This is a genomic window from Altererythrobacter sp. Root672, assembly GCF_001427865.1.
In the GTDB taxonomy this organism is placed as follows: Bacteria; Pseudomonadota; Alphaproteobacteria; order Sphingomonadales; family Sphingomonadaceae; genus Croceibacterium_A.
Genome location: NZ_LMHH01000001.1, coordinates 1,025,306 through 1,048,804, shown reverse-complemented (window position 1 = coordinate 1,048,804; position 23,499 = coordinate 1,025,306). Strand labels below are relative to the sequence as shown.

Genomic DNA, 23,499 nt, shown 5'->3' with positions numbered 1-23,499 from the left:
ATGTGCCGCTTCACCGGCCAGCGCCGAGTTGCAACCGTCGGTTCGCGCCATGATCGATGCTGCCATCGCGTCAGGCAACGAGCAGACGGCGGCGACTGTCATTGCCCTTGCCAAGCAGACCAACCCCGACGACGTCACCGAGATCGAGGCTGTCGAGACCGCCTACAAGGCCGACCTTGCTGCCGCTCGGGCAACCAAGGCCGAAGCCGAGCAGGCCGCGATCCGCAGTGCGAGCCCGCTTGAAAGGTGGAGCGGCCGCGGCGAAATCGGAGCTTTCCGGTCCTCGGGCAATACCGATAACCTCGGCTTGTCGCTGGCCATCACGCTCGACCGAAAGGGCGTCGACTGGACGCATCGGCTGCGCGGCACCGCCGATTACCAGCAGTCCAACGGCCAGACGACGCGGGAACAGTTCTTTGCTTCGTACGAGCCGCGCTTCCAGATCAGCGACGGGCTTTTTAGCTATGGCCTCGCGCAGTACGAACGCGACCAGTTCCAGGGCTTCTACGGCCGCTACTCTGTGTCGGGCGGGCTCGGTTACCATGTCATCAACAGCGGCGGCGTGAACTTGTCCTTGAAGGCTGGCCCGGCCTATCGGCGAACGGAATATGTCCTGGGCGGCAATGAAGACAGCCTTGCAGCCCTCGCCGGGCTCGACTTCGACTGGAAGATCACCGACCGCCTCAAGCTGACCCAGGACGCGAATGCAGTGGCCGAATCTGGAACGGGCGCGGCGGTTTTCATCAGTTCGTCGAACACCAGCGTGAACCTCGTCACCGGGATCGATGCCAAGGTCAGCAACAGATTGAGCACGCGGTTCTCCTATGCGGTCGACTACAATAGCGACCCTGCGCCTGGCTCCGTGTCGACCGATACCCTCTCGCGCTTCACGCTCGTCTATGGCTTCTGAACCCGCGCGTTTCGCATTCACCGTCGAGGCGCGCGACGGAAAGGCCCGCACCGGTCGCATCGAGATGCGCCGGGGTGAGATCCGCACTCCGGCCTTCATGCCGGTGGGCACGGCGGCGACGGTCAAGGCGATGAAGCCCGAAGCGGTCCGAGCGACCGGAGCGGACGTGATCCTTGGCAACACCTATCACCTGATGCTGCGTCCGGGCGCCGAGCGGGTGGCCAAGCTGGGCGGGCTGCACAAGTTTATGAACTGGCACCGGCCGATCCTGACGGACAGCGGTGGATACCAGGTGATGAGCCTGTCGGACCTGCGCAAGCTTACCGAAGAAGGCGTCGAGTTCCGAAGCCATCTCGACGGCTCGAAGCACATGCTGAGCCCCGAGCGGTCGATGGAGATCCAGCGACTGCTGGGGTCGGACATCGTGATGTGTTTCGACGAATGTCCGAAGACTGATCGCCCACGCGATGAGATTGCCGCTTCGATGGAACTCTCGATGCGCTGGGCGCAGCGCAGCCGCGACGCCTTCGATGCTGGCGGAGCGCACGCCGAGGGCGCGGCCTTGTTTGGGATCCAGCAGGGCGCCCTGGATGAGGAACTGCGCCGACGCAGTGCCGACGCCCTCCAGGCGATCGGCTTCGACGGTTACGCCATCGGCGGCCTGGCTGTGGGTGAAGGTCAGGAGGCGATGTTCGCCACGCTCGAGTTCGCTCCAGGCCAGCTGCCAGAAAATGCTCCGCGCTACCTGATGGGCGTTGGCAAGCCCGATGACCTGGTCGGCGCTGTCGAGCGCGGGGTCGACATGTTCGATTGCGTCCTGCCGACCCGGTCGGGCCGCAACGGCCAGGCGTTCACCTGGTTCGGTCCACTCAACTTGCGCAATGCCAAGCATGCCGAAGACACGGGGCCACTAGACGAGCAATGCACTTGCCCCACCTGCGCCACTTATTCGCGGGCCTATCTGCATCACCTGCAGAAGTCGGGAGAGATCCTAGGTGCCATGCTGGTGACCGAGCACAACCTGAGCTTCTACCAGCAGCTGATGGTCGGAATGCGCGAGGCGATTAGTGGGGGCCGGTTCGCCGACTTTGCGGCCGACTTCAGGCGCGACTATCTTTCAAGCTGAGAGGGTCCTGCCATTTCCAGGCGAGTGCCCGGATAGGCGACGAAGCGGCCGCTGCGCGTGTCGAGAAAGCCAGCGCCGATAGCACTGGCGAAACGCTGAGCGAGATGCAGGTCGTTGTACCATTTGCCGATGCGGTGGGGGGTAATGAAACGGAACTTAGTCATGGTACCATCTCAACGGACAGCAGCTGTTCGGGTTCCATAACTGACTAATATCAAGCACATACGAAAAGGGCGGCCCCGCAGGACCGCCCTTCTGGTGTTCCGTAACCGGAAACCGATTAGCGCGAGTAGAACTCGACGACCAGGTTCGGTTCCATCGTGACCGGGTAGGGCACTTCGTCGAGCTTCGGCACGCGGGTGAAGGTCACCTTGTCGGTGCCGTCGGGCGCGACGTAGTCGGGGATGTCACGCTCAGGAAGGCTCTGCGCTTCGATGATCAGCGCCATTTCCTTGGCCTTGGAGCCCAGGCTGATGACGTCGCCCGCCAGGACCTTACGGCTGGCGATGTTGCACTTCACGCCGTTCACGCGAATGTGGCCATGGCTGACGATCTGGCGAGCTGCGAAGATCGTCGGCGCGAACTTGGCGCGGTAGACGATCATGTCCAGGCGCTGCTCGAGCAGGCCGATCAGGTTCTGACCGGTGTCGCCCTTCATCGCAGCGGCCTTCTTGTAGGTCGCCTTGAACTGCTTTTCGGTGACGTCGCCGTAGTAGCCCTTGAGCTTCTGCTTGGCGCGCAGCTGCAGACCGAAGTCGCTCATCTTGCCCTTGCGGCGCTGGCCGTGCTGGCCAGGGCCGTACGAGCGGCGGTTCACCGGGGACGACGGGCGGCCCCAGATGTTCTCGCCCATGCGACGGTCAAGTTTATGCTTGGCGCTTTTGCGCTTCGACATTCAGTCGTACTCCAATTTGCTTTCGCTACCCCAGTGGCAGCGTTTCAACCCGGTATCGCACCGACAGGCCAGTTGCCTGCCGCGGCCGCCGCTTCACCGGGATGCGGGGCCAATCGCGAGCGGCGCCCTTGGCCGCTCGCTCAAGAATTGTCAACCGATACGGCTTACAGGCCGACGTTGTTCTGGACGGCAGTCCCGCCGGCGGCACCACCCTGCATCTCGTCGACGCCCTTCTTCGTCCGCACGGACAGCTCGCGCCATTGAGCAGCCGTCAGGCAGATACGCGATGAGCGAGTGAGCGAGCCAGTCACCCTTTCGGTGCGGCAGATCTTTTTTTCGTCCTTAGCCGGCTCAGCCTGCTGCTCTTGGGCAGAGGCAGAAACGCCTGCCAGAGCGACCAGCGCCCCGGCGGATATCCAGAAACCCTTCATCAAAAAATCCCAATCCCGAATGTGAGGTGTTTTCCCTTCATGCACAGGGATAACGATTTTGGACTTTCTGGCAACGCCCCGTGGTCAGCAGGCGTCTTTCAATCGTTTCGAATCGATCTCTCGATCGTCGACAGAACCCCACGCAAGGTGCGAACTTCAAGGTGGTTCCAACCCGGCTTGGTAAGGACGTTACGCAAATTGCGGCGATTGGCATCGGCTCGGCCTGCCGGGAAGAAGTAGCTGCGCGGTTCGAGCAGGGCTTCGAAATGGGCGATGAGGCCCTCGAGCTCTTCCTGCGGGGCAGGGGGAAGGAGCTCTTCCATGGGCGGCTGTGCCAGCTCGCATCCGCGTGACCATTCATAAGCGCACAGGATCACGGCCTGTGCCAGGTTCAAGGAGCCGAATTCGGGATTGATCGGAACGGTGATGATCGCTCGTGCAACCGCAACGTCGTCAGTTTCCAATCCGGAGCGCTCAGGGCCGAAAAGGATCGCGCTACGTCCCTGGTTGACGTGCATCTCCCCAGCGGCCTCATGAGGCGTGAGGACGGGCTTGGTGACGCCGCGCTTGCGCACTGTCGTCGCGTAGACGTGGGCGCAGTCCGAGACCGCCTCCGACACGCTCTCAAACACCTGAGCTCCGGCGAGTACGACGTCTGCTCCCGAGGCCGCGGGACCGGCCGAAGGATTTGGCCAGCCATCACGTGGAGAGACAAGGCGCATTTCGGTCAGGCCGAAGTTGAGCATCGCCCGCGCAGCCTTGCCGATGTTCTCGCCCAGTTGCGGCCTTACGAGGACGATGATCGGGGGTTCAGACTGTCCCGACATCACGCACGCTACTGGCAAATTCCTCGAAATCGCGAGCTTCGGAGAAGTCGCGATAGACGGAGGCGAAGCGAATGTAGGCGACGGAGTCGAGCTGCCTTAACCCCTCCATGACCATTTCGCCGATCAGGGACGAGGGGATTTCGGTCTCCCCAGCGGTTTCGACCTGGCGCTGGATGCCTGAAACGAGTTGGTCGATCCGCTCCTGTTCGACGCTGCGCTTGCGGCAGGCGAGCGCGACTGATTGTTCGACCTTGCTGCGGTCGAAGGGTTCGCGCTTGCCTTCGCTTTTGATCACCATGACCTCGCGCAGTTGCACGCGTTCGAACGTCGTGAAACGGCCACCGCAGCTGTCGCACTGGCGGCGGCGGCGGATCGCCGTGTTGTCTTCGGTGGGGCGCGAATCCTTTACCTGGCTGTCGTCATGCGCGCAGAAGGGGCAACGCAATTACGGTCGAAGCCTCTTGTAAAGCATGAAGCCGGCACCCGCGATCAGGCCCAGGGGCCAGGTCACCACCGGAAGGAGCCCGCCGGCCACCGCACCAATCGCGGCACCGACCACGACCGGCTTGGTCGAAGGATGCGCTGCGCCTTCCTTGGCCATGGCCTTGATCTCGGCAGTTGCGTCAGAAATCAGGTCTTCACCGCGGCGTGGCTCATTGGGATCGGTCATTACTTACCTCCCGGGATAGACAGGGAATGCCTCACAAAGTTCGTTCACGCGGCGGCGGACGCTTTCTTCCACCTGCGCATCACCTACATCGCCATTCCGACGCATACCTTCAAGGACTTCGGCGATCAGGGCGCCGACCTTGCGGAACTCCGCCGGACCAAAGCCGCGGGTCGTGCCGGCCGGAGTACCCAGGCGAACGCCCGAAGTCTTCGTCGGCGGCAGCGGATCGAACGGGATGGCGTTCTTGTTGCAAGTCAGGAATGCGCGGTCGAGGCCGGTTTCGGCAGCCTTGCCGGTAACTTCCTTGGGGCTGAGGTCCACCAGCATCAGGTGGTTGTCGGTGCCGCCGGAAACGATGTTCAGACCATGCTCTTCGAGGCTCGCGGCGAGTGCCTTGGCGTTCTCCACCACCGAGCGGGCATAGATCTTGAACTCAGGCCGCAGGGCTTCGCCAAAGGCGACGGCCTTGGCCGCGATCACATGGACCAGCGGTCCACCCTGCATTCCCGGGAACACCGCGGTATTGAACTTCTTGGCCAGCGCCTCGTCATTGGTGAGGATGACGCCAGAACGCGGGCCGCGCAGGCTCTTGTGCGTGGTCGTGGTCACGACATGCGCGTGCGGGAAGGGCGTGGGGTGCGCACCGCCGGCGACGAGACCGGAGAAGTGCGACATGTCGACCAGCAGGTAGGCACCCACTTCGTCGGCGATCTCGCGGAAAGCGGCGAAGTCCCAATGGCGCGGATAGGCGGTCGCGCCGGCGATGATGAGCTTCGGTTTGTGTTCGTGAGCGAGGCGACGAACTTCGTCCATGTCGAGCCGCTGGTCCTCACGGCGGACGCCGTAGGGCACGGCGTTGAACCACTTGCCGCTCATGTTGACCGGCGAACCGTGGGTGAGATGGCCACCCGCGGCAAGGTCCAGACCCATGAAGGTGTCGCCCGGCGTCAGCAGCGCCAGGAACACCGCCTGGTTCATCTGGCTGCCCGAGTTGGGCTGCACGTTGGCGAACTGACAGCCAAACAGCGCCTTGGCGCGCTCGATCGCGAGGGTTTCGACCTGGTCCGCGTATTCGCAACCGCCGTAGTAGCGGCGGCCTGGATAGCCTTCGGCGTACTTGTTCGTGAACACCGAACCGGTTGCTTCGAGCACTGCCGGGCTGGCGATGTTCTCGCTCGCGATCAGCTCGATCCGATCGCGCTGGCGACCGAGCTCGCGGCCGATGATTGCGGCGACTTCGGGGTCGGCTTGCTCAAGGCTGTCATGCCAGAACCGGTACAGCGGGTCGGCATTGGCGGCGTTGGTAGCGGAACTCATAGATCAGGCGTCCTGCGGCAAGTGCGAGAGTTTTTCGACACGCCGAACATGGCGGTCGCCGGCGAAGGGGGCGGTGAGGAAGGCGGTGACGCAGGCCTTGGCCATCTCGATCCCGATCAGGCGAGCACCGAGGGCGATCACGTTGGCGTCATTATGGGTGCGGGAGAAACCGGCAGAGACCGGCTCCGAGACAAGCGCACAACGGATGGCAGGATGGCGGTTGGCGGCAATCGAGATGCCGATACCGCTGCCGCAGAGGGCAATGCCACGCTCCGATTTACCGGCCGCGACGTGTTCGGCGAGTTTGTATCCGTAGTCCGGATAGTCGACCGAATCCGCGCTGTTGGTACCGAGGTCGGTTACCTCGTGGCCCTGTTCGGCCAGCCAGGCTGCGAGTTCCGCCTTCAGTTCGAAAGCGGCGTGATCGGAGGCGAGGGCGATTTTCATGGGTGGCACATAGTGCGTGCCCGCCCGCCGTTCCACCGCAAATCCGCTTTCTCCCCATCCAGCGCTGCTATAGTCACTCGCGAATGACCGAGGACGACTATCATCGCTACATCAAGGCCTTCAACGCGCGGGATTATTCAGCGCTGGAGACCTTTTTCACCGACGACTTCGCGCTGGAGAACGCCGGCTTCCGCGTGGAGGGCAAGAAGGCGTTCCGTGAGTTCTACGCGTTCTTCCACGAGTATTGCCGCGAAGAGGTGATCTTCAAAGGGTTCTATCCAGGCAAGGACGGATTCGTTTCGAACGTAGTCATCCGCTTCACTGGCCTGAAAGACCTCTCGCCGGCGCTGTTGGCGGAGAAGGGTTATTCCGGGATGACCCCCGTCCCGGCCGGAGTCTCGGTCGATGTCGAATTCCTGATTCTCTATCAACTCGCCCCGTCCGGGCTGATCCGTTTCATCAAGGGCGCGGTCTGGATTCCTGCGGCCTGAAAATCAAAGCCCCGGCGCCTTGCCGGCGTCGGGGCTCCTGATGGCTTCTTCAACTTAATGAAGGAGCTTCATCATCATCAGTTGATTTCACATCAACTGGTGAGACATTCAACGGCCGTTTCTGGGAACGGTTCCCACCCCTGACAAATTTTTTACCGAGGGATTCCAGTGCTTCAGATCGCCCAATATCGCAGTGAGCAGTTCGACGGAGTGCGAGAATTGTGGGAAGAAGTGTTCCCCAACGATCCGCCGTGGAACCGGGCGGAGCGGGCGCTTCCAGAGAAGCTCGCTGTGCAGCCAGAGCTGCTCCTGGTTGCGACAATCGGCGATACGGTAATCGGCACCGTCATGGCAGGCTACGACGGCCACCGCGGGTGGCTCTATTCAGTCGCCGTCAAACCTTCGCAGCAGCGTCAGGGGGTCGGATCTCAAATGCTCGGAGAGGCAGAGCGCCGCCTGGCGGACCTCGGCTGCGGCAAGATCAATCTGCAGGTGAGGGCAGGGAACGAGGCCGTGACGGCCTTTTACCGCCGCCATGGCTACGAGATGGAAGAGCGCGTCAGCATGGGCAAGCGCCTGACCAACTGAACCCGCCACGTCGCCCCCAAAAGAAAACCCCGCCGAAGCGGGGCTTTCGATCTTACTGGTCCAGGAACGACCGCATCTTGCGCGATCGGCTCGGGTGCTTGAGCTTTCTCAGCGCCTTGGCCTCGATCTGACGGATGCGTTCGCGGGTGACCGAGAACTGCTGGCCGACTTCTTCCAGCGTGTGATCGGTGTTCATGCCGATGCCGAAGCGCATGCGCAGCACGCGCTCTTCACGCGGGGTGAGGCTGGCGAGGACGCGGGTGACCGTTTCCTTGAGGTTCGCCTGGATCGCGGCATCGACCGGGATCACGGCGTTCTTGTCTTCGATGAAGTCGCCCAGGTGGCTGTCTTCCTCGTCGCCGATCGGCGTTTCGAGGGAGATCGGCTCCTTGGCGATCTTCATCACCTTGCGGACCTTTTCGAGCGGCATCGACAGACGCTCGGCCATTTCCTCGGGCGTGGGCTCACGGCCCTGCTCGTGGAGGAACTGGCGTGAAGTACGCACCAGCTTGTTGATCGTCTCGATCATGTGGACCGGAATACGGATCGTACGCGCCTGGTCAGCGATCGAGCGGGTGATCGCCTGCCGGATCCACCAAGTAGCGTAAGTCGAGAACTTGTAGCCGCGGCGGTACTCGAACTTGTCGACCGCCTTCATCAGGCCGATGTTCCCTTCCTGGATCAAGTCCAGGAACTGCAAACCGCGGTTGGTGTACTTCTTGGCGATCGAGATCACGAGGCGGAGGTTGGCCTCGACCATCTCCTTCTTGGCGATGCGCGCCTCACGCTCGCCCTTCTGGACCATGTTCACGATCCGGCGGAACTCGTTGAGGCTCATGCCGGTCTGGCTGGCGATATCGGCGATTTCCGCGCGAATGCGCTCGACCGGATCAGCTTCCGTTTCGACGAAGGCGGCCCACTTCTTGTCCTTCTTGGCCATCGTCTGCAGCCAGCTCTCGTCGAGCTCGTGGCCGACATACTCGCTGAGGAAGTCGGCGCGCTTGACCTTATGGCGTTCTGCAAGGCGCAGCATCTGACCGCCGAGCGTGGTCAGGCGGCGATTGAAGGCATAGAGGTTGTCGACCAGGAATTCGATCTTGGTGGCGTGGAACTGCACACTCTCGACCTCGGCCGTGAGCTGCTCGCGCAGTTCCTCGTACTTCTTTTCCTTGGCCTTCGGGAACTCTTCACCGCGACCGAGCACGTCGACGCGCTCTGCCTGGATCTTCTCGAACTTCTTGAACAAGTCGGTGATTCGGCCAAACCGCTCGAGCGCTTCCGGCTTGAGGGCAGCTTCCATCTGCGCGAGGCTGAGGGTGTTGTCTTCCTCGTCTTCCTCTTCACGGCGGCGCTGGCGCGGCTCGCCGTCTTCGTCGACGTCGCTTTCTTCCTCTTCTTCCTCGACCTCTTCTTCTTCCTTGTAGGTCGGGCCGGCGGTCTCTTCGCTGATCTCGCCGCTATCGTCCTCGTTCTCCTCTTCCATCTTCTCGACGGGAGGTTCCTTGGACAACATGGCATCGAGATCGAGGATCTCGCGCAGCTGCATTTCGCCGTTGTTGAGCGCTTCTGACCAGGTGATGATGGCGTGGAAGGTGATCGGGCTTTCGCACAGGCCCATGATCATCGTGTCGCGACCGGCCTCGATCCGCTTGGCGATGGCGATTTCGCCTTCGCGGCTGAGCAGTTCGACCGCGCCCATTTCGCGCAAGTACATGCGCACCGGATCGTCGGTGCGCTCAGTGGTCGCGGCTTTCTTCTTTTCGGGAACGTGGCCGGAGGAATCATCCTCGGCATCGTCCTCATCATCGGCTGCGTTGGCTTCTTCTGAGTTGCCGTCTTCCTCGGCCGCGTCATCGTCGTTCTCGACGATGTTCACGCCCATCTCGGAGATGGCGGACATCACGTCCTCGATCTGCTCGCTGGACATCTGGTCCTGCGGCAAGGCCTCGTTCAGCTCGTCTACGGTGATGTAGCCGCGGCGCTTGGCCTTACCGATGAGCTTCTTGATCGAGGCCTCGTTGAGGTCGATCAGCGGTGCGTCATCGGTGTTCGTGGAGGTGTCTTCAGACGACATAGTTTCCAGCTTCAACCCATTTCTTTCTCGTCCGGCCCGGTCGAATCCGTTCCTGACGCCTGATCCTGTAACGCCGCTGCGGCGGCGCGTTTCCGGGCCATGTGCCCGAGTCGCGATTCGATTTCCAGCTTTCGTTCACGTAGCCGCTGCTGCTCGGCAAAGGCACCTTCCGGATCGGCATCGAATCGGGCCGTCGCTGCGGCGATCGCAGCTTCTAGCGCCGGCTTCTCCACCAGCAGTGCAACAGCTTCGGCGAGTTCCTCGCGCGCGGCCTGCGGATCGGTGCCTTCCACGAGGAAGGAGTAAGGTGCGTCCGGCGGCGGCGTCTGGATGCCGGAGGCGGATATAGTGCGGCTGCGCCCGGCTTCAAGCGTGTCCGACAGTTCGATCAGCGTCTCGATCGCGCCGGCTAGCTTCGGCTCATGTGACGAGAGGCCGAGAAGGGCCTCGGCATGGCGGGCAATCTGGTCTGGATGGCGGACAAGGCCTGCGACGACGGCCTGGGCCAAGGTGTCTCGTCGATTGGACTTGGCCGTGCGGCGAAGTTCCTCGGATGCGCCTTCACGCGAAGGTATGGCAGGGTTCCGGCCGAAGGGCTTGTTGCGGTTTCCATATTCGCGCTTGGCCGGCTCGCGGCGCGGAAAAGCGAAAGCGGAGAACCGGTCCATCAGGTCTCTCCGATAGAGCGACCGGATGTCGGTGTCCTGGATCGCTTCGGTATGCTCGATCAACCGTGCCTTAAGGCCGGCCTTGTCCTCGGGCGAGGTGAGGGGACTGGCATCGCGTTCATGCGCCCACAACGTGTCGAGCAGGCCGGTGGGTTCGGCGAGCAGGCTGTCCATTGCGGCGCGGCCCTTGGCTTTCAGCAGGTCGTCTGGGTCCATGCCGCCCGGCAAGCCGACGAACTGCAACGAATGACCGGGGCGCAGCATCGGAAGGGCGCGCGTGGCCGCTCGCATCGCCGCGCGCTTGCCGGCGGCGTCGCCGTCGAAACACAGCACCGGCTTTTCCTCCAGGCGCCAGAGCAGTTCGATCTGCTGCTCGGTCAGTGCGGTACCCATCGGCGCAACGGCATCCTCGATCCCGGCGGCGGCGAGGGCGATCACGTCCATGTAGCCTTCGACCACCACGATCCGGCTCGATTGGCGCGAGGCGGGGCCGGCGCGGTTCAGGTTGTAGAGCGTGCGCCCCTTGTCGAAGAGCGGCGTATCGGGAGAGTTCAGGTACTTCGGAGCGTCCTTCTTCTCCTTGTCGAGAATGCGCCCGCCGAACGCGATAACCCGCCCGCGAGCATCCTGGATCGGCAGCATCAGGCGGTCTCGGAACCGGTCGTAGGGATCCTTGTCGTCGACCAGGATGCGCAGGCCCGCTTCGATCAGCATGGCATCGTCGAATTGCGACAGGGCCTGCTTCATCGCCGTCCGGCTGTCGGGCGCATAGCCGAAGCCGAAGCGTTCGATCGTCCGCTCATTGAAGCCGCGCGTTTTCAGATATTCCCGCGCCTTGGCCCCGACGGGAGCGCTCAGGTTCTGTACGAACCATTCCTGCGCTGCCGCCATGACGTCATGTAGACCGGCGCGCTCTTCGGCCCGCTGCGCCTCGCGCGGGTCGAGGCGGGGGACTTCCATCCCGGCGCCGGAGGCCAGTTCCTTGACCGCGTCCATGAACGACAGGCCGCGCTGGTCGGTCATCCAGCGGATCACATCACCGTGCGCCCCGCAGCCGAAGCAGTGGTAGAAGCCCTTCTCGTCGCTGACGGTGAAGCTCGGCGACTTCTCGTTATGGAACGGGCAGCAGGCTTTCCACTCGCGCCCGGCCTTCTGCAATTTGGTCGTGCGCATGACCACGCTGGACAGCGTGACGCGCGACCGCAGTTCGTCGAGCCATTGGGGTGAGAGCGCCATGAGACCTACAGCCTACGCCCGACAGGCGATTCTCGCCAGCGGGCGCTCCCGACGCTGCCTGTGGATTCGGGGGATTAGGACAGGCTCTCTTTCACCCAACCACTCGCCCGGCCCATGTCCAGCACCGTGCCATGCCGCGCCTTCAGCTCGGCCATGACGCCGCCCATGTCCTTCATGCCCGTGGCGCCGAGCTCGGCCTTGATCGCCTCGATCGCGGCCTTGGTCTCCGCTTCGTCCATCTGCTTGGGCAGGAACTCCTCGATTACCACCAGTTCGCCCCGTTCGATGGCGGCGAGTTCCTCGCGGCCGCCCTGCTCGAACATCTGAATCGATTCGCGCCGTTGTTTGGCCATCTTCTGGAGGGTGTCGATCACAAGAGCGTCATCTTCCATCGGCTTGGCGGCCGTACGCTGTTCGATGTCGCGGTCCTTGATCTTGGCCAGGATCAGGCGGACAGCAGCGAGGCGGTCCTTCTCGCCGGCCTTCATTGCCGAAATCTGGGCCTGCTTGAGATCGTCGCGGAGCATGATCGGGTCTTTCCAGTGCAAGAAACAATGTCAGGGCCGATTAGCGACATATTTCGTCTCTGCACAGGTTGACGCGGAGGGGGGTGGGGTCTAGCGGCCACGACTTAGCACTTACTGCCGGAACAAACTGAACTCGGAGAGCCCATGGCCCAGTCCGCCCCTTCGCATGCGCAACCGAAAGGCGCGACTGGAGTCCTTGTCCTCGCCGATGGAACGGTGATCTGGGGCAAAGGCTTCGGCGCCACCGGAATCGCGGTTGGCGAAGTCTGCTTCAATACTGCGATGACCGGGTACCAGGAGGTGATGACCGATCCCTCCTACGCGGCACAGATCGTCACGTTCACTTTCCCGCATATCGGCAATGTCGGCGCCAACCCCGAGGACATCGAATCGGTGGTCGAAGGTGCGGTCGGGTGTGTGGTGCGCGAAGAGGTCACCCGCCACTCGAACTTCCGCGCCGAGCGCGAGTTCGTCGAATGGATGGCCGACCACGGCAAGATTGGCCTTTCGGGGGTCGATACCCGTGCGCTCACTCGCCGTATTCGCCTGAACGGCGCTCCCAACGCGGTAATCGCCAATGATCCGAACGGGAAATTTGACATTCCCGCGCTCATCAAGCGTGCGCAGGAGTGGCCGGGCCTCGAGGGCATGGACCTCGCCAAGATCGTCAGCCGGGAAATCAGCCAAGGTTGGGAAGGCGGATCGTGGGAGCTGGGTAAGGGCTACGGTGCCGCGGCCGATGAGGGCCAGCCTCACGTCGTAGCCATCGACTACGGTTCCAAAGACAACATCTTCCGCAACCTTGTGAAGGCGGGAGCGAGAGTGACTGTGGTGCCGGCTGAAACCGCGCTCGCAAGCATTCTCGAGCTCAAGCCTGACGGCGTGTTCCTCTCGAACGGCCCAGGCGACCCGGCGGCGACCGGCGAATACGCCGTGCCGACGATCCGCGGGCTGCTCGACCAGGACATGCCGATCTTCGGCATTTGCCTCGGCCATCAGATGCTCGGCATCGCGGCGGGGGCCTCGACCAGCAAGATGCACCAGGGCCACCGCGGCGCGAACCATCCGGTCAAGCGGATCGCGGATGGCGTGGTCGAGATTACCAGCATGAACCACGGCTTCGCGGTCGATAACCAATCGCTGCCGGCGAATGTGGAGGAAACCCACGTCTCCCTCTTCGACGGCTCCAACTGCGGCATTTCGATCAAGGGTAAGAAGGCGTTCGGGGTGCAGTATCACCCCGAGGCAAGCCCGGGGCCGCACGACAGCTTCTACTTGTTCGAAAAGTTCGTGGGGATGTTGGAGAGGCAAGCATGATGGCGAACGTCGGAAACTCTGCCCCTAAAACCCCCAAGATTGGATCGAAGCAGCCCTAATGCCCAAACGCACCGACATCTCCTCGATCCTCGTCATCGGCGCTGGCCCGATCATTATCGGCCAGGCCTGCGAGTTCGACTACTCCGGCACCCAGGCGATCAAGGCGTTGAAGGAGGAGGGCTACCGCGTGGTCCTCGTCAACTCCAACCCGGCGACGATCATGACCGATCCGGAATTCGCCGACGCGACGTATGTCGAGCCGATCACGCCCGAGATCGTCGCCAAGATCATCGAGAAGGAGCGCCCCGACGCGCTGCTGCCGACGATGGGTGGACAGACCGCGCTCAACTGCGCGCTGGCGCTCTACAACGATGGCACGCTCGACAAATTCGGTGTGACCATGATCGGCGCCAATGCCGACGCGATCGACAAGGCCGAGAACCGCCAGCGCTTCCGCGAGGCGATGGACAAGATCGGGCTCGAAAGCGCTCGCTCAGGCGTGGCGAACACCGTCGACGAGGCGTTCGCGGTGCTCGAACGCACTGGGCTGCCTTCGATCATCCGTCCGAGTTTCACGCTTGGCGGCACCGGCGGCGGTGTCGCTTACAATCGTTCCGAGTTTGAAGCGATCGTCCGCTCTGGCCTCGACGCGAGCCCGACCACCGAAGTGCTGATCGAAGAATCGCTGCTCGGGTGGAAAGAATACGAGATGGAAGTCGTGCGCGACCGGCACGACAACGCCATCATCATCTGTTCGATCGAGAACGTCGATCCGATGGGCGTCCACACCGGCGACTCGATCACTGTAGCGCCGGCGCTGACGCTGACCGACAAAGAATACCAGATCATGCGCAGCGCGAGCCTTGCCGTGCTGCGGGAAATCGGCGTCGAAACAGGCGGTTCGAACGTACAGTTCGCAGTCAATCCGAAGGATGGCCGCCTGATCGTGATCGAGATGAACCCGCGCGTATCGCGGTCATCAGCGCTCGCTTCGAAGGCCACCGGCTTCCCGATCGCGCGCGTCGCCGCCAAGCTGGCGGTCGGCTACACTCTCGACGAGATCACCAACGAGATCACCGGCGCGACCCCGGCGGCCTTTGAGCCGACGATCGACTACGTCGTGACCAAGATCCCCCGTTTCGCCTTCGAGAAGTTCAAGGGCGCCAAGGCCGAGCTTTCGACGGCGATGAAGTCGGTCGGCGAAGTCATGGCGATCGGCCGCAACTTCAAGGAGAGCCTCCAGAAGGCGCTCCGCGGCCTTGAAACCGGACTGGATGGTTTCAACCGCGTGCTCGAGCTCGAAGGCGCCGGCCGCGAGGAAATCGTCGCGGCGCTAGCTCAGCAGACGCCGGACCGGCTGCTTCGGGTAGGCCAAGCTTTCCGCGAGGGCTTCACCGTCGAGGAAATCCAGGCGATCACGCACTACGATCCGTGGTTCCTGCGCCATATCTGCGAGATCATCGCTGAAGAGGCGATCATCAGCCGCGAAGGCCTGCCAAACGACGCAGACGGCCTGCGCCGCCTCAAGGCCATGGGCTTCTCCGACAAGCGCCTTGCCACGCTGGCCGTTCGTTCGGTTGGCGTCGCCGGTGGATTGGCCGAGACTCAGGCACGGCGCTCCGGCCTCCTGCACGACGCACTCGTTGCCATGGCCGGCGCTACCAGCGAGGACGAAGTGCGCGCGCTTCGGCACAGGCTCGGCGTGTTGCCGGTGTTCAAGCGCATCGACAGCTGCGCGGCCGAGTTCGAGGCGATCACACCCTACATGTACTCGACTTACGAGGCCCCGAGCTTCGGCGAGGCGGAAGACGAGGCTGATCCCAGCGACCGGCGCAAGATCGTCATCCTCGGCGGCGGTCCGAACCGCATCGGGCAGGGGATCGAGTTCGACTATTGCTGCGTCCACGCCTGCTTCGCGCTGAGCGAGGCCGGGTTCGAGACGATCATGATCAACTGCAACCCGGAGACGGTCTCAACCGACTACGACACCTCGGACCGTCTCTACTTCGAGCCGCTGACGGCTGAAGACGTGCTGGAGATCCTGCGGGTCGAGCAGTCGAAGGGCGAACTGGTCGGCGTGATCGTGCAGTTCGGCGGGCAGACCCCGCTCAAGCTGGCTGATACGCTGGAGGCCGCAGGCATCCCGATCCTCGGCACCTCGCCTGACGCGATCGACCTGGCTGAGGACCGCGAGCGTTTCGCGCAGCTCGTCGACAAGCTCGGCCTCAAGCAACCGATGAACGGTATCGCGCGGAGCCGCGACGAAGCGGCAGCAGTGGCCGCTCGGATCGGATATCCCGTGCTACTGCGCCCGAGCTACGTACTCGGCGGGCGAGCGATGGAGATCGTCGATTCCGAGGCTCAACTCGATTCCTACATCGCCACGGCGGTGAACGTCTCGGGGGATAGCCCAGTCCTGATCGACCAGTACTTGCGCGACGCGATCGAATGCGACGTCGACGCGCTGTGCGATGGCGAGAAGGTCGTCGTCGCCGGTGTCATGCAACACATCGAGGAAGCTGGCGTCCACTCGGGCGACAGCGCCGCGACCTTGCCGCCTTACAGCTTGTCGAACGAGATCGTCGACGAGATGGAACGCCAGGCCGAAGCGCTGGCGCTTGCGCTGGGCGTCATAGGCCTGATGAACGTCCAGTTCGCGGTAAAGGACGGCGTGGTCTATCTGATCGAGGTGAACCCGCGCGCGAGCCGCACCGTGCCGTTCGTCGCCAAGGCGATCGGCGTGCCCATCGCCAAGCTGGCCTCGCGCGTCATGGCGGGCGAAAAGCTTGCCGACCTGCCGCCGATCGACTGGCGGATCGACTACATGACCGTGAAGGAAGCGGTGTTCCCGTTTGCGCGCTTCCCCGGCTCCGATCCGGTCCTCTCGCCGGAGATGAAGTCTACCGGCGAAGTCATGGGAATCGATCGGGATTTTCCGACCGCTTACATCAAGTCGCAGCTCGGCGAAGGCACCTGGTTGCCCGAGTCCGGAACACTGTTCGTCTCGGTCAAAGACAGCGACAAGCCGCACATCCTTGGTCCGATAAAGCAGCTGGTCGAGAAGGGCTTCGACATCGTCGCCACCGGCGGCACCGCCCAGTACCTGGCAGAAGCGGGAGTGCCGGTCACTCGCGTCAACAAAGTGGCCGAGGGACGCCCGCATATCGTCGACAAGATCATCGATGGCGGTATCGCTTTGATCTTCAATACCACCGAGGGCTGGCAGAGCCACAAGGACAGCCATTCGATCCGCGCTTCAGCGCTCGGAGCGAAGGTTCCATACTACACAACCGCAGCCGCTTCCGCCGCGGTGGCCCAGGCCATCACGTCGGTTAGGGTCAGCGATCTTGAAGTACGCTCACTCCAAGACTATTATAGCTGACACGTTTTCCCAACATTTGAACGCTGCCGAACCGCCGACGGTGCGGGGCAGGGTTCCTTTGACGGGACAAATTGGACGGACAGGGAAGACCATGGAAAGAGTGCCGATGCTGGCGGAAGGCTATGAAAAGCTGACCGCCGACCTCCAGGTTTTGCGGCAGGAACGGCCGAAGATCGTCGATGCGATCGAGGAAGCCCGCGCGCACGGCGACCTTTCGGAAAACGCCGAGTATCACGCCGCCAAGGAACGCCAAGGCCAGGTCGAGGCGCAGATCGCCGAGATCGAGGATCGCGTTTCGCGCGCACAAATCATCGATCCATCGACCCTTTCGGGTGACCGGATTGTGTTCGGCGCGACCGTTACCGTCCTCGACGACGACGACAAGCCGCAGCGCTACCAGATCGTGGGCCAGACCGAAGCCGACGTGCGCCAGGGTCGTATTTCGTACGATTCTCCGCTCGGCCGCGCGCTGATCGGCAAGCAGGTCGGTGACGACATCGAAGTGACGGTGCCTTCGGGTGACCGCTTCTACATGGTCGAAAAGATCGAGTTCGTCTGAGTTCACGCGGGCTGGAGCGCGCATGTACCTTCCGAAGATACATGAAGAGACCCGGCCCGACGTTCTTCACGCGCTGATCCGCGCTCACCCCCTCGGCACATGGGTCGAGGCTGGGGCGGATGAACTTGTCGTCAATCACCTGCCTTTCGTGCTCGATACCGGAAGCGGGGAATTCGGCACCCTGCGCGGGCACGTCGCGCGCGCCAATCCGGTCTGGAAAGGCGTTGCAGGCACGCCGCCCGGCGTGGTGACCTTTCGCGGTCCGCAGACCTACATCACGCCTTCGTGGTATCCCAGCAAGCGCGAGCACGGCAAAGCGGTGCCGACTTGGAACTACACGGTGGTTACGGTCCACGGGCGCCCTCGCTTCATTGAGGAGCGGGAGTGGCTCTACGAGCATCTTGGGCAATTGACCGAGCTTCAAGAAACCGGACAGGACGTGCCCTGGGCGCTTGAGGATGCACCCGCCGATTTCATCGACAAGATGGTTGGCGCCATCGTCGGGGTCGAAATCCCGATTTCGCGGATCGAAGGCAAGTGGAAGACCAGCCAAAACCGCGCAGAGGCCGATAAGCTTGGCGTGGTTGCCGGACTGTTAGGCAAGGGTGACGATGAGTCAGCCGCGATGGCGAACCTGGTAAGGCAGCACATCGCCGGTTGAGCCCCCTCTTGCGTAGAGGGCCGGGGCTTACTCCGGCAGTTCGGGTTCGAGCAGTCGGTGCAAGTGGACGATCACGTACTTCATTTCCGCATCGTCGACCGTGCGCTGGGCGCAGGCCCGCCAGGCTTCCTCAGCCGCGGCGTAGTTGGGGTAGATCCCCACGACATCCAGTTCATTGAGGTTCTGGAACTCGACACCTTGCGGATCGACCACTCGGCCGCCCATGACCAGGTGTAGAAGTTGCTTCCCCATCAAAATACCCTTTCGCCCATGTGAGTCGGTTTCACGCGTTACTTAGGGCGAGGGGGCACCGCAACCCGCTCAGTCTATCTGTCGCGCCACGCCTGGGTCAGCCGCTTTCCGGCATCGCGAGCCGCCATGGCGGCACTTTCACCGATCTTGCCGGCTTTCCCGGCCGCGTTACGTCCGAGGTCGAGTGCGCCATCACCTGCGCCGTCGAACCTTTCTGCCCCGGCCTTGGCCGCCTGACCGGCCGCTGACATCGCCTGTTGGGCCAGGGTCAGCGCCAGTTGCGCCCCGACCACCGCCAGGCCCGAGGCCCGGCCTGCTGCCTTGGTCGCGACCTGGCGCGTCGGCGAGCGCTTGAACAAGGTGCTCACCAAAGCGCCCACGACCACTGCGCCGGCCACCGTTGCAATCGGATGCTCCTTGGCGAAGCTGAACACCTTGTCCTTGGCCTCGATCGCCTTCTCGCCTGCACGGTCGACGATGGTCGTGGTGTTCTCGCCCTTGGTCCGCTGTTTGACGCGCGCCTGTCCGGTGGCGACCTTCTGCTTGAGGGTCTGGCGCTTGGCATCGGTCATTGTCTGCAACTCCCCGTGAATTCTGGTCTTAGGCGGAACGGCTGTCTGGCTCGACAGGTTCCACCGCTTCCTCATCGCCATCGTCGAACAGGCGTCCGAGCGCGTCTATGATCGGGCCGCGGGCAAACCACAACACCACCGCCGCAACGGCGGCGGCGATTTTGCCACGGTTTTCCTCGGCATAGTCGACGGCGTCTTCGAGCATGTCTGCGGTGCCTTCACCGATGCGGTTCTTGATCCGCGCGCCGACGCCTCGTTCGGCGATGTCGGCGCGGATCAACGCGAGATCGGCCTTGAACAAGCCCAGCGCCGCGTCGCGCAGCATGCGGTCTTCCTCAAGGCGGCGCTCTACGTCGCTCATCCATCACCCCCATCTGGGCCCTGAATAGCCGCCATGAGCTTGCCCCAGCTTTTCGCAGCCATTCGCACACAAAGCACGGCGGCGAGGACCAGAGTCACAACGACCACGGCGCTTGCTCCCCAGGCAGTGAGAAGCGGCGTGAGCGCGATGATGAGGCCCACTGTGAGACCGACCAAAGCCAGGCAGGCGAGCAGGATGGCGACAGCGCCGAAAATGACCGCGCCTTTCGCCTTGTCCGCGACATAGGCAGCGCGGGTCTTCTGAAAGACCAGTTCGGCTTCGAGGTACGTCCTCCCGTCTTCGATCAGCGCTTCGACGTCTTCGCGCAGCGACCGGTCATCCGGCTCTCCAACCGCGCTGTCTTGCGCCTCATCGTCAATGGCCAGCGACGCGTCCTCGTCCCGATCGATCGGGACGAGTTCTTCCCCACCCCCCGGTAGGTTCACCGCCGAAACAGACGTGCCAGCAAGAAGCCCACGCCCGCGGCTATGCCGATGGCGACGCCGGGGCTCTTGCGTACGAACTCGCGCGCATCTTCGCCCAGTTGGTCGAGGCTCTTCTCATCAAGAGCCTTGCCGGTTTCCTGCAGTTTCTGGGACGCCGTACGGGCATAGTCGCCGTACTTCGCGCCGAGGTTTTCTTCGATCGTACCGGCATTGTCGGCGACCAGACGGCTAAGGCTGGTCAAAGCCCCGCTGGCGCCCTTCTTGCCATCGTTTGCGAGCTCCGTCGCCTTGGTCTTCGCGTCGGCCGCCCAATCGCCGCCAGTAGTGGAGGCCTGGCTGCGATAGGCGGACGCGCGTTCCCGGGCTTCGTTGCCCAAGGCGATGGCGCCGGCGCGGGCTTCTTCCAGCGCCGCATTGAAGCGCGACTTGGCTTCCTCAGTGTTGGAGGCAGCGAGAGCCGTGCCGTTTGTTTCGGTTTTCTTGGCCGAGCTCTTGCGCGGCTTGGCGGTGTTGGCAGCAGTCTCGGCCATGGTTTCCCTTTCCGTTCGCCCAGAATACCGGGCAACTCTTATCCAATTCTTGGCAGGTTTGCGATCCCCGCCAACTCCGGAATCGAACGCGGCTTGCACCTCTTGGTTCCGCCGCATAGGACGCCTCGACCTCCTCGATATTGGGGGTGTCTTATGGAAATGCAACACCCGCCGCTACGGAGTTTCGAATGACCGCCATCCTCGACATCCACGCCCGTGAAATCCTCGATAGCCGCGGTAATCCGACGGTCGAGGTGGACATCTGGCTTGAGGACGGCAGCTTCGGCCGTGCAGCGGTTCCTTCCGGCGCATCGACCGGCGCGCACGAGGCGGTGGAGCTGCGTGACGGCGACAAAGGCCGGTACCTCGGCAAGGGCGTCACCAAGGCCGTCGCGGCAGTGAATGGCGAGATCGCCGAAGCGCTGCTGGGATTCGATGCCGAAGACCAGCGCGACCTCGATCTGGCCATGCTCGAGCTCGACGGCACCCCGAACAAGAGCCGCCTCGGCGCCAATGCGATCCTCGGCACGAGCCTCGCCGCCGCCAAGGCTGCGGCCAGTTCGCGGGGGATGCCGCTGTGGGCCTATGTCGGCGGAGTCTCGGCCCATGTCCTGCCGGTGCCGATGATGAACATCATCAACGGCGGCGAGCACGCGGACAATCCGATCGATTTTCAGGAATTCATGGTCATGCCGGTGGGCGCCCCGACGCTGGCCGAAGCGGTCCGCTGGGGGTCTGAGATCTTCCACACGCTCAAGAAGGGTCTGCACCAGAAGGGCCTGGCAACGGCGGTCGGTGACGAAGGCGGCTTCGCGCCGAACCTCGCGAGCACCCGCGATGCGCTCGACTTCATCATGGCCTCGGTTGAGCAGGCCGGGTTCAAGCCAGGTAGCGACGTGGTGCTGGCGCTCGACTGCGCCTCGACCGAATTCTTCAAGAACGGCAAGTACGAGATCAGTGGGGAAGGGCTGAGCCTTTCGCCGACCGAGTTCGCCGACTACCTCGCAGACCTCACCAAGGCCTATCCGATCCGCTCGATCGAAGACGGCATGAGCGAAGACGACTTCGAAGGCTGGAAGGTGCTGACCGACAAGGTCGGCGATCGCGTGCAACTGGTCGGTGACGACTTGTTCGTAACCAACCCGGAGCGGCTGCGCATGGGTATCGGCAAGGGGCTGGCGAACTCGCTTCTGGTCAAGGTCAACCAGATCGGCACGCTGACCGAGACGCTGCAGGCCGTCGATATCGCGCACCGTGCCGGATACACGGCGGTGATGAGCCACCGTTCGGGCGAAACCGAGGACTCGACCATTGCCGATCTCGCGGTCGCGACCAACTGCGGCCAGATCAAGACCGGCTCGCTGGCCCGCTCGGACCGGCTCGCCAAGTACAACCAGCTCATCCGTATCGAGGAAGAGCTGGGCGAGAGCGCGGTCTATGCCGGAGCGGGGTGCTTCGGGAGGCTTGCCGTTTAACTTGCCAAGCGGGCGCGCTTGACGTCTAGTCTCCCCGGGACGCGGGGGGATTTGACGTATGGCGTCAACTGCTTCGACCGGACTTGTGCCTCGCACCCGCGGGGATCGCTTTCTCGACACGGTTGAACGCTTCGGCAACTCGCTGCCCGATCCGGTGGCGATCTTCGTGTTCATCATTGTGGTCTTGGTTGCGGTCTCGGCGGTCGGCGCTGGCATGGGCTGGACGGCGGTCAATCCCGCGACTGGCGAGACTTTGGCCGCCAAGAGCCTGCTGTCCGAGGAACTGGTCCGCCAGTTGCTGACGGAAATGCCGCGGACCTTCACCAGCTTCCCGCCTTTGGGGCTGGTGCTGACGATCATGCTCGGTGCGGGCGTGGCGGAGAAGTCGGGTTTGCTCTCGGCCCTGATCCGCAAGGCGGTGCAGGGCATTCCCGACCGGCTGCTGTCACCCTCGGTGATCCTACTTGGCATGCTCACAGTTCACGCGGTCGATGCCGGGTACCTGGTCTATATCCCGCTAGCGGGAGTCGTGTTCGCCAATGCTGGTCGCAACCCCGTACTCGGCCTGGTGCTCGGCTTCGTGGGGTGTGCCACGGGCCTTGCAGGTAACCTGTTGCCCGGACAGTACGATGTTCTGATCCTCGGGATTACGCAAACCGGAGCGACGTTGCTTGAGCCTAGCTGGGCGATGAATCCGCTCGGCAACTGGTGGTTCCTGATCGCGATTGCGGTGGCCTTCGTCGGCCTTGGTTGGCTTATCGCCGCCAAGATCGTGGGCCCACGGCTAGACGCGTGGACCGGCGAGGAAGGCGACGTGCAGCCGGCACCGCCGGAACTCACGGCCGAGGAGCGCAAGGGTCTGCGCGCGGCCGGATGGACTGCGCTATTGGTGGCAATGGCCGCCGCCGCGCTGGTGTTCACGCCGGGATTTACCCCGCTTTATGACGCAACGGCCGCGCCTGGCGAGCGGATCGTCCCATTCTACCGCTCGATTGCAGCGATCCTTTTCTTCCTGCTGCTCAGTTGTGGTTGGGCGTTCGGAAAGGGGGCAGGGACGATCAAGGGCCATCGGGACGTCATTCGCTTCATGGCCGAGGGCCTCGAAGGCATGATGCCTTACCTGGTGATCGCATTCTTTGCCGCGCACTTCGTGGCGATGTTTGGCTGGTCAAACCTGGCCCCAATCACCGCCATCAACGGAGCAGAGTTCCTGCGCTCGCTCAACGCGCCGCCGGCGCTGCTGCTGCCGCTGCTGACCACGGCATCGGCCTGGCTCGATTTCCTGATCGCCTCGGGCTCTGCCAAGTGGACCGCCATGGCACCGGTCGCGGTGCCGATGCTCATGCTGCTCGATATCTCGCCCGAGATGACGACGGCTGCCTATCGCGTGGGCGACACCGTGACCAACCTGATCTCACCGCTCAATCCGTACTTCGTGCTGGTGCTGATCTACTGCCAGCGCTGGAACCCGAAGATGCGCCTCGGCACGCTGCTGTCGGCCACCTTGCCCTTTGCCATCGCTTTCTACCTGGCAGGGTCGTTGATCGTGGCTGGATGGGTGGCGTTTGACTTACCGCTCGGCCCCGGCACTCGCGTCGGGTTCGAGCTCTCTTCGGCCGGTTGAGCCATCGACCAAGGACCCATCGGGGTCGACGGACGTTTCTTGCGGCAGTCGCCCAGGGACTCTATGCAGTTCCATTAGAAACTAATGTGCGCTTCGGTCGCGCTTCACGGGAA

26 protein-coding genes are annotated in these 23,499 nt (G+C 63.1%); 10 read left to right on the top strand and 16 right to left on the bottom strand.

From position 1 onward, the window contains the following. Positions 1 to 49: 49 nt before the first annotated feature. Together ASD76_RS05080 and tgt are read left to right on the top strand one after the other, a co-directional pair. Positions 50 to 910, top strand: coding sequence for a YdiY family protein (locus ASD76_RS05080; protein WP_235506511.1), 861 nt, complete (start codon positions 50 to 52; stop codon positions 908 to 910). Continuing rightward, positions 900 to 2,036, top strand: a complete 1,137-nt coding sequence (gene tgt / locus ASD76_RS05075) for a tRNA guanosine(34) transglycosylase Tgt (protein WP_055919366.1) — start codon at positions 900 to 902, stop codon at positions 2,034 to 2,036. Before ASD76_RS05080 ends, tgt begins: the two co-directional genes overlap by 11 nt. Here the strand turns inward: tgt and ASD76_RS17815 are convergent. The 8 genes from ASD76_RS17815 to rpiB all read right to left on the bottom strand — a co-directional run bounded on the left by ASD76_RS17815 (position 2,021) and on the right by rpiB (position 6,623). Beyond that, on the bottom strand, positions 2,021 to 2,200 hold the full coding sequence (locus ASD76_RS17815) for a hypothetical protein (RefSeq protein ID WP_082553610.1): 180 nt from the start codon (positions 2,198 to 2,200) through the stop codon (positions 2,021 to 2,023). The two genes, tgt and ASD76_RS17815, sit on opposite strands and share 16 nt — an antisense overlap. 116 nt (positions 2,201 to 2,316) lie before the next feature. Next, a complete protein-coding gene (rpsD, locus tag ASD76_RS05070; RefSeq protein ID WP_055919363.1) occupies positions 2,317 to 2,931 on the bottom strand; it encodes a 30S ribosomal protein S4 in 615 nt (204 codons plus the stop codon). Positions 2,932 to 3,095: 164 nt separating this feature from the next. Beyond that, positions 3,096 to 3,362, bottom strand: a complete 267-nt coding sequence (locus ASD76_RS05065; protein ID WP_055919360.1) for a hypothetical protein — start codon at positions 3,360 to 3,362, stop codon at positions 3,096 to 3,098. 98 nt (positions 3,363 to 3,460) lie between these two features. Continuing rightward, positions 3,461 to 4,189 (bottom strand): RNA methyltransferase, encoded by a 729-nt coding sequence (locus ASD76_RS05060; RefSeq protein ID WP_055919356.1) that lies wholly within the window; start codon positions 4,187 to 4,189, stop codon positions 3,461 to 3,463. Next, entirely contained in the window at positions 4,173 to 4,634 is a 462-nt protein-coding gene (nrdR, locus tag ASD76_RS05055; RefSeq protein ID WP_055919353.1) for a transcriptional regulator NrdR, read from the bottom strand. The genes ASD76_RS05060 and nrdR overlap by 17 nt, the downstream gene beginning before the upstream one ends. Continuing rightward, positions 4,635 to 4,859, bottom strand: a complete 225-nt coding sequence (locus ASD76_RS05050; protein WP_055919350.1) for a hypothetical protein — start codon at positions 4,857 to 4,859, stop codon at positions 4,635 to 4,637. Between the two features lie 3 nt (positions 4,860 to 4,862). After that, positions 4,863 to 6,176 (bottom strand): serine hydroxymethyltransferase, encoded by a 1,314-nt coding sequence (glyA, locus tag ASD76_RS05045; protein WP_055919346.1) that lies wholly within the window; start codon positions 6,174 to 6,176, stop codon positions 4,863 to 4,865. 3 nt (positions 6,177 to 6,179) lie between these two features. After that, on the bottom strand, positions 6,180 to 6,623 hold the full coding sequence (gene rpiB, locus ASD76_RS05040; RefSeq protein ID WP_055922960.1) for a ribose 5-phosphate isomerase B: 444 nt from the start codon (positions 6,621 to 6,623) through the stop codon (positions 6,180 to 6,182). Between the two features lie 83 nt (positions 6,624 to 6,706). On the opposite strand from rpiB, the gene ASD76_RS05035 reads away from it, so the two are divergent. Continuing rightward, a complete protein-coding gene (locus ASD76_RS05035) occupies positions 6,707 to 7,114 on the top strand; it encodes a nuclear transport factor 2 family protein (protein WP_055919343.1) in 408 nt (135 codons plus the stop codon). Between the two features lie 168 nt (positions 7,115 to 7,282). Then, the gene (locus ASD76_RS05030; RefSeq protein WP_055919341.1) at positions 7,283 to 7,702 is read left to right on the top strand and encodes a GNAT family acetyltransferase; all 420 of its coding nucleotides are present in this window, start codon (positions 7,283 to 7,285) and stop codon (positions 7,700 to 7,702) included. 52 nt (positions 7,703 to 7,754) lie between these two features. Here ASD76_RS05030 and rpoD read toward each other — a convergent pair whose 3' ends face one another. From rpoD to ASD76_RS05015, 3 genes are all read right to left on the bottom strand, one after another. Beyond that, positions 7,755 to 9,776, bottom strand: coding sequence for an RNA polymerase sigma factor RpoD (gene rpoD / locus ASD76_RS05025; protein ID WP_055922958.1), 2,022 nt, complete (start codon positions 9,774 to 9,776; stop codon positions 7,755 to 7,757). 11 nt (positions 9,777 to 9,787) lie between these two features. Further along, complete coding sequence (dnaG, locus tag ASD76_RS05020) at positions 9,788 to 11,680, bottom strand: DNA primase (protein WP_055919338.1); 1,893 nt, start codon at positions 11,678 to 11,680, stop codon at positions 9,788 to 9,790. A 74-nt stretch (positions 11,681 to 11,754) separates the two neighbouring features. Continuing rightward, positions 11,755 to 12,207 carry a GatB/YqeY domain-containing protein gene (locus ASD76_RS05015; RefSeq protein WP_055919336.1) on the bottom strand — a complete coding sequence of 151 codons (453 nt, stop codon included), beginning with the start codon at positions 12,205 to 12,207 and terminating at the stop codon, positions 11,755 to 11,757. Between the two features lie 144 nt (positions 12,208 to 12,351). On the opposite strand from ASD76_RS05015, the gene carA reads away from it, so the two are divergent. From carA to ASD76_RS04995, 4 genes are all read left to right on the top strand, one after another. Next, positions 12,352 to 13,524: a glutamine-hydrolyzing carbamoyl-phosphate synthase small subunit gene (carA, locus tag ASD76_RS05010; RefSeq protein ID WP_055919333.1), complete on the top strand. Its 1,173-nt coding sequence runs from the start codon at positions 12,352 to 12,354 to the stop codon at positions 13,522 to 13,524. Positions 13,525 to 13,582: 58 nt separating this feature from the next. Next, entirely contained in the window at positions 13,583 to 16,906 is a 3,324-nt protein-coding gene (gene carB / locus ASD76_RS05005) for a carbamoyl-phosphate synthase large subunit (RefSeq protein ID WP_055919329.1), read from the top strand. A gap of 91 nt (positions 16,907 to 16,997) precedes the next feature. After that, positions 16,998 to 17,465, top strand: coding sequence for a transcription elongation factor GreA (greA, locus tag ASD76_RS05000; RefSeq protein WP_055919326.1), 468 nt, complete (start codon positions 16,998 to 17,000; stop codon positions 17,463 to 17,465). Positions 17,466 to 17,487: 22 nt separating this feature from the next. Further along, positions 17,488 to 18,126 carry an FMN-binding negative transcriptional regulator gene (locus tag ASD76_RS04995; RefSeq protein WP_055919323.1) on the top strand — a complete coding sequence of 213 codons (639 nt, stop codon included), beginning with the start codon at positions 17,488 to 17,490 and terminating at the stop codon, positions 18,124 to 18,126. A gap of 27 nt (positions 18,127 to 18,153) precedes the next feature. Here the strand turns inward: ASD76_RS04995 and ASD76_RS04990 are convergent, their stop codons facing one another. The 5 genes from ASD76_RS04990 to ASD76_RS04970 form a co-directional block, all read right to left on the bottom strand. After that, on the bottom strand, positions 18,154 to 18,378 hold the full coding sequence (locus tag ASD76_RS04990) for a DUF4170 domain-containing protein (RefSeq protein WP_055919321.1): 225 nt from the start codon (positions 18,376 to 18,378) through the stop codon (positions 18,154 to 18,156). Between the two features lie 74 nt (positions 18,379 to 18,452). Next, positions 18,453 to 18,950: a hypothetical protein gene (locus tag ASD76_RS04985; RefSeq protein ID WP_055919318.1), complete on the bottom strand. Its 498-nt coding sequence runs from the start codon at positions 18,948 to 18,950 to the stop codon at positions 18,453 to 18,455. A gap of 28 nt (positions 18,951 to 18,978) precedes the next feature. Continuing rightward, positions 18,979 to 19,311: a hypothetical protein gene (locus tag ASD76_RS04980; protein WP_055919315.1), complete on the bottom strand. Its 333-nt coding sequence runs from the start codon at positions 19,309 to 19,311 to the stop codon at positions 18,979 to 18,981. After that, positions 19,308 to 19,757, bottom strand: coding sequence for a hypothetical protein (locus ASD76_RS04975; RefSeq protein WP_055919312.1), 450 nt, complete (start codon positions 19,755 to 19,757; stop codon positions 19,308 to 19,310). Before ASD76_RS04975 ends, ASD76_RS04980 begins: the two co-directional genes overlap by 4 nt. Continuing rightward, on the bottom strand, positions 19,754 to 20,287 hold the full coding sequence (locus ASD76_RS04970) for a DUF883 C-terminal domain-containing protein (protein WP_082553609.1): 534 nt from the start codon (positions 20,285 to 20,287) through the stop codon (positions 19,754 to 19,756). Before ASD76_RS04970 ends, ASD76_RS04975 begins: the two co-directional genes overlap by 4 nt. A gap of 188 nt (positions 20,288 to 20,475) precedes the next feature. On the opposite strand from ASD76_RS04970, the gene eno reads away from it, so the two are divergent. Beyond that, a complete protein-coding gene (eno, locus tag ASD76_RS04965) occupies positions 20,476 to 21,762 on the top strand; it encodes a phosphopyruvate hydratase (RefSeq protein ID WP_055919307.1) in 1,287 nt (428 codons plus the stop codon). Positions 21,763 to 21,820: 58 nt separating this feature from the next. Continuing rightward, a complete protein-coding gene (locus ASD76_RS04960; RefSeq protein ID WP_055919304.1) occupies positions 21,821 to 23,386 on the top strand; it encodes an AbgT family transporter in 1,566 nt (521 codons plus the stop codon). The last annotated feature ends 113 nt before the right edge of the window (positions 23,387 to 23,499 follow it).